Source organism: Photobacterium lucens (assembly GCF_009873615.1).
In the GTDB taxonomy this organism is placed as follows: domain Bacteria; phylum Pseudomonadota; class Gammaproteobacteria; order Enterobacterales; family Vibrionaceae; genus Photobacterium; species Photobacterium lucens.
The window spans coordinates 1-4883 of the sequence record NZ_SSMG01000419.1 but is presented as its reverse complement, the minus strand read 5'-3'; the positions used below and the strand labels follow the sequence as shown (position 1 = coordinate 4883).

The following is a 4883-nucleotide window of genomic DNA, read 5'->3' as shown; positions in this document are numbered from 1 at the left end:
AGGTATAAGAATAAAGATGAGACACTAAATATCTGACACTTATAATTGAAACTGTTGTTAGTATTTAATCCGTGCTAAATGATCATCTTGTTATCAAATCTGGTAAACTATGAAACGCTATTATTCTTTATATTTTAATGCTGTAGGAGTGCTTGTGCGTTTATTGTCTTTATTTGCTGCGTCAATTTTACCCTTGTTAAGTGTCTCAGCTATGGCTGCGACTACGGGGAGCACAGAAGTAACACAACAAACACAAAGTCATGCTGCTTACGCATTTCCAAACAAGTTTCACCAGTGTAAAAAGACACTGAATTACAATGTCTATTTCAAAGGCTCAAAAATCGGCAACTACCAACGTAGAATTGTATGGAACGGTAACCAAGCAGATATCTACACAACTGCTGAAGCGGACGTATTGATCACTAAATCAAAAATGAATATGCATTCTCAGTTACATTGGTCTGATGAACTCCAACGTTTTCAAACTGATTCGTTCCAACGTAATATTCGTGGCTTGATGGCTGGTAGCGTCAGTGCAACATTCAGTAAAGATGGCCGTAGTAGTACGGTGATTGAAGATGGTAAAACCCAAAAATACACTGAAGATCTTATGCCTATTATCGATGGTGATACCATTGGTAGCCAAATGCGTCTTGATCTGATTGAGGGTAAAAAGAACTTTGATTTCATCATGCAAAATAGTGATGAAACCAGCCACTACTACTTCACAGTAGCGGGTACTGAAACTATTGATACTAACTTTGGCAAGATAAAAGCTATTCGTGTAAACCAAACACGTAAAAGTGATCGTCAGCTATCACTATGGTTTGCACCATCGTTAGATTATCAATTAGTAAAAGCGACTTATCATCGTAAGATCATTGATTTAAATGCGGTGCTAATGAGTCAAAAGATTGATTGCCCACCAAAGCAGTTGTTTAAATAATAGAAAGCCGAGTGATAATCACTCGGCTTTTTTCTTTCTATTTCATGATAGCTTTGCCACCAATAATTTTAAACGCTGGCGTTCCTCGAATAAGCGTATCACGGGCAAATACACCGCCACATTCAGGACAAGTAGCTGGTTCTATAGTGAAATCTTTTACAATACGTTCTTTAAAACATTTCACTAAGGCGCCTTTACCCCCTTTACGGTATTTAAATAAAAGCGTTTTACATTTAGAACAACAAATATCGACGGTTTTCGTTGGTCCTTTTTTATTCGGTTTCGCCACCGTTTACTTCACCTTGTTATTTATAATTCGTCACTGCAAGCGAGCTTGCGATAACCTCTTCAATCAGCAAATCTATTAACTCCCTCGCTTTATCATCAACCCCAGCCAGATTGCCATATTTCGGTTGATGGCGATCATTGCAATACGGATGCTGCCAGCCTGACGTTGTTGCCACAAACATCTCAGCAAATGGATAAGAAACAGATAGACAGCCAGCAATCACGGTATCCACATAAGTTTGAGTAATTGGATACTGCTCACAAGGATCTTGTGCCCTAGTGTTAATATAAACCCAAATAGGCTCAGCAAGTGCTAGCCCTGTATGTTCTAATAGCTCAACTTGCTCTGCAGAAATTTGAATACGTTGATAACCATGTTCACGCTGATCAAAATCACGTAAACCTTGCTCATCCACTTCGATCAACACACCGTTACATACCCCTTTGCCAGGCTTAACTACCAAAGGTGCGATAGGATAACTACCATCCACATTTCCCCATGCTCGTTGCAAGCCATGTACCAAAACAGGATAAGATTTGCCTGTATTGCCTGTACGATTTCGAGAACACGTGTTGATCAGGCTTCCATAGCCAAATATATACATCCAATCACCTTTATTTCTTCTGCTGTTAGGTCTGAAAAACATTAAAGAATCGACAGAAAGTAAACCATTTCTGCTGTTCTAGTTCAAATTGCTGCGGTGTTAAACATGCAAATCGAATACTGTCACCGGGTTTTAGCTGGCAGACTAAGGACAAATCGTGCTGCGTAATACAACCAATGATTGGGTAGCCGCCCAGCGTTTGCCGATCATTGAGTAACACAATCGGCTCTCCATCTGGTGGCAGTTGAATCGCTCCTTTTGCTATCGGCTGTGATACTAATGTTGTTTGCTGTGGCATTATTTTCTCGCCAGTTAAACGACATCCCATACGATCACTATGCTGGGTAACTTGATACAGCGACGAATAAAATCGTGATTTTTGCTCGGCAGTAAAGCTATCCGATTGATACGACTCAATCACAGATACGGTTATTTCATGCTGATAGTGAGGAATAAAACGGGCCGGTACCGCTTGATAACAATATGGGCTAGATGATGCCTTCGCATACAAACATTGACCAACAGCTAAAGCATTACCTTTACCATCAGTTCCACCCAAATGATTACGCTGTACCGTCGAAGCACTACCAAAACATTTAGGACCATCAAATCCTCCTTTGATAGCAAGATAAGCACGAAGCCCATGACGAGCATACCCAAAACGTAATATTTGCCCTTGAGTTAATTGATATGTTTGCCACGGTACAAGCACATTGCCATCAAGTGTGGCATGCATATCTGCTCCCGTTAACGCAATACAGCAATCCTCTAGTACTTTAAAACACGCTTGCCCCAACGTAATTTCGATCTGCGTAGCATTTGGATCATTATTTAATAACAAATTAGCCCAGCAATAGGCATGGAGATCCATTGCACCACCCTGGCTTAATCCATGCTCAGCAACACCATACCGTCCTAAATCTTGCAGTTGGATCAGCATGCCTGACTCAAGGATCTCTAACGCTGCCATAACTGCCCTCCCAGCTCGAAAAACGCTTCTCTGGTGATCGAAACAAACTGCACACGATCCCCAATAGAAAAAATGGATAACGGATAGCGACCTTCAACAAACAGTGATTGAGGGCAATTACCAATAATGTGCCACCCACCAGGGCTTTGATCGGGATAGATCGCTGTTTGCTGATCAGCGATACCAACGCTTCCAGCTGGAATTTGTAATCTTGGTGTTGAATGTCGTGGTATGGCTATCTCATCATCTACTGACGATAAAAAGGCAAAACCTGCGGTAAAGCCAATCGCTCCTACGTCATAAATCTTATTGCAATGATGCTCAATGACCTGCTGCTGCGTTAATCCTTTTGCCTTAGCAACAACCGCTAAATCAGGAGCAACATCCTGATGATAGTAAACAGGTAACTGGTGTAATTGACGTTGCATACTGCTGTGTTTTGATTCGTGACTTTGTCGGTCTAGATGCCATGATTCAATACCAGCAATCATCGTTAGATACACATTTGAATGTGGACGATATTGCACCATGACTTTGGTGTAAGACGGCGTTATATCAATACAGTCGTGTTGAAATCTAGCTTTCATAAACGCAATAAATTCTGAAATGATCAAGGTTGTTTCTGAACAAATTTCTTGCCCAAACTCCACCATAAATGCATTTTCAGTTACAGGAGAAATCTTCATACTATCTCCCATTTAACTTTGTGTGGTATTCAGCAACTGAGCGAGATCTTTAATCGTTGCAATAGATTCAGGATTATCCCCATGCACACAAATAGTATCGACAGGTAATGAAAGTAATTTGCCACATGTTGTTTTTACTTTCCCTTGTGCCAGTTGCAATACCTGCGCTTTGATAAGATCTGGGTGATGATGAACCGCATTAGGCTCTGTTCGTGGTACTAAGAAACCGTCAGGGGTATAAGCTCTATCAGCAAACGCTTCAAATAACAGTGTTACACCATATTGCTGCGCTATTTGACTGTAAGCCGTATTTTTTGCACCGGATAAGATCATTAATGAAAGCGGATGTGGACGAGAGAAATTCAATTTAGAAACAGTAAGAACAATAGCTTCAAACAAAGCCGGATCTTTCATCATGTCATTATATAAAGCCCCATGTGGCTTAACGTACACCACCTGAGTTTCATGTAACGCACACAATGCATCAAGCGCACCGACTTGATAAGCAATGCTATGGCGGATTTCATCTAGCGTATGCGGAATATGACGACGACCAAACCCCTCTTTATCTTGATAACCTGGGTGAGCACCGATCATCACATTATATTGCTGTGCAAGTACGACTGTTGTCGCCATCACATTAGGATCTGATGCATGAAAGCCGCAAGCAATATTCGCCATATTAATCCATGGCATGACGGAAGCATCATTGCCCATTATCCAAGCTCCGAAACTTTCTCCCATATCGCAATTTAATTTCATCCCGCCCTCCTTGCGATGCATTCACGTTATTACGCTATAAATTTCAAAATAAGTATCACGTAAAATGACAATTATTTCTTTTAAAGTACAGCATCAATACCACGCTTTGTCATTGAAATATGACACAATTTTAACAAGAAACCCGTTAAAAAATTTGCTAATCATTAACCTTTCAGCCATTCTTGCTGCGTGTGAATTACTTGCAAAATTTTAACGCTAAAACAATTAGCAAATGATGCATAAAGGAAATAAGATGAAAAAGTTATTGGTATTATTAGGTGCAGTAACGCTATTAACTGCATGTTCACCAGAAGTAGGAAGCGAAGACTGGTGTAACCAATTAAAAGACAAGCCAAAGGGTGATTGGACAGCTAACGAAGCGACTGAATTTGCCAAAAGCTGTATTATTCGCTTCGGTACAGATAGCGAAAAATAATAAAGAAGAGCCTGATGGCTCTTTTTTATTTCATCATTTTTATAAAAAAATATTGATAAACGTTATTGAAAACTAACAGGCAAAAAAAAGCTCATCAACTGATGAGCTTTCTTAATAGATGGTGCCCCGGGCCGGACTTGAACCGGCACAGCGCGAACGCCGAGGGATTTTAAATCCCTTGTGTCTACCA

The 4883-nt window shown here is 40.4% G+C and carries 7 protein-coding genes; 2 read left to right on the top strand and 5 right to left on the bottom strand.

The annotated features are described in order from the left end of the window. Positions 1–154 precede the first annotated feature (154 nt). Positions 155–946 carry a DUF3108 domain-containing protein gene (locus E5A76_RS17150; RefSeq protein ID WP_161119673.1) on the top strand — a complete coding sequence of 264 codons (792 nt, stop codon included), beginning with the start codon at positions 155–157 and terminating at the stop codon, positions 944–946. Positions 947–983: 37 nt separating this feature from the next. On the opposite strand, the gene E5A76_RS17145 is transcribed toward E5A76_RS17150, so the two are convergent. The 5 genes from E5A76_RS17145 to E5A76_RS17125 are packed head-to-tail and all read right to left on the bottom strand — an operon-like array spanning position 984 to position 4257. Next, a complete protein-coding gene (locus E5A76_RS17145; RefSeq protein ID WP_053986818.1) occupies positions 984–1235 on the bottom strand; it encodes a hypothetical protein in 252 nt (83 codons plus the stop codon). Positions 1236–1251: 16 nt separating this feature from the next. Next, entirely contained in the window at positions 1252–1839 is a 588-nt protein-coding gene (locus tag E5A76_RS17140) for a gamma-glutamylcyclotransferase family protein (RefSeq protein WP_161119672.1), read from the bottom strand. Between the two features lie 25 nt (positions 1840–1864). Beyond that, positions 1865–2809, bottom strand: coding sequence for a 5-oxoprolinase subunit C family protein (locus tag E5A76_RS17135; protein ID WP_161119671.1), 945 nt, complete (start codon positions 2807–2809; stop codon positions 1865–1867). After that, positions 2797–3495: a 5-oxoprolinase subunit PxpB gene (gene pxpB / locus E5A76_RS17130; protein ID WP_161119670.1), complete on the bottom strand. Its 699-nt coding sequence runs from the start codon at positions 3493–3495 to the stop codon at positions 2797–2799. The genes E5A76_RS17135 and pxpB overlap by 13 nt, the downstream gene beginning before the upstream one ends. A 12-nt stretch (positions 3496–3507) precedes the next feature. After that, on the bottom strand, positions 3508–4257 hold the full coding sequence (locus E5A76_RS17125; protein ID WP_161119669.1) for a 5-oxoprolinase subunit PxpA: 750 nt from the start codon (positions 4255–4257) through the stop codon (positions 3508–3510). A 253-nt stretch (positions 4258–4510) separates the two neighbouring features. Here E5A76_RS17125 and E5A76_RS17120 point away from each other — a divergent pair, with 253 nt between their 5' ends. Continuing rightward, positions 4511–4693 (top strand): DUF3012 domain-containing protein, encoded by a 183-nt coding sequence (locus E5A76_RS17120; protein ID WP_053986823.1) that lies wholly within the window; start codon positions 4511–4513, stop codon positions 4691–4693. Positions 4694–4883 lie beyond the last annotated feature (190 nt).

Bases quoted from the DNA above. Each gene is read 5' to 3' on its own strand.
- E5A76_RS17135 (WP_161119671.1), bottom strand. From the start codon at position 2,809: ATGGCAGCGTTAGAGATCCTTGAGTCAGGCATGCTGATCCAACTGCAA.
- E5A76_RS17140 (WP_161119672.1), bottom strand. From the start codon at position 1,839: ATGTATATATTTGGCTATGGAAGCCTGATCAACACGTGTTCTCGAAAT.
- E5A76_RS17120 (WP_053986823.1), top strand. From the start codon at position 4,511: ATGAAAAAGTTATTGGTATTATTAGGTGCAGTAACGCTATTAACTGCA.
- E5A76_RS17125 (WP_161119669.1), bottom strand. From the start codon at position 4,257: ATGAAATTAAATTGCGATATGGGAGAAAGTTTCGGAGCTTGGATAATG.
- pxpB (WP_161119670.1), bottom strand. From the start codon at position 3,495: ATGAAGATTTCTCCTGTAACTGAAAATGCATTTATGGTGGAGTTTGGG.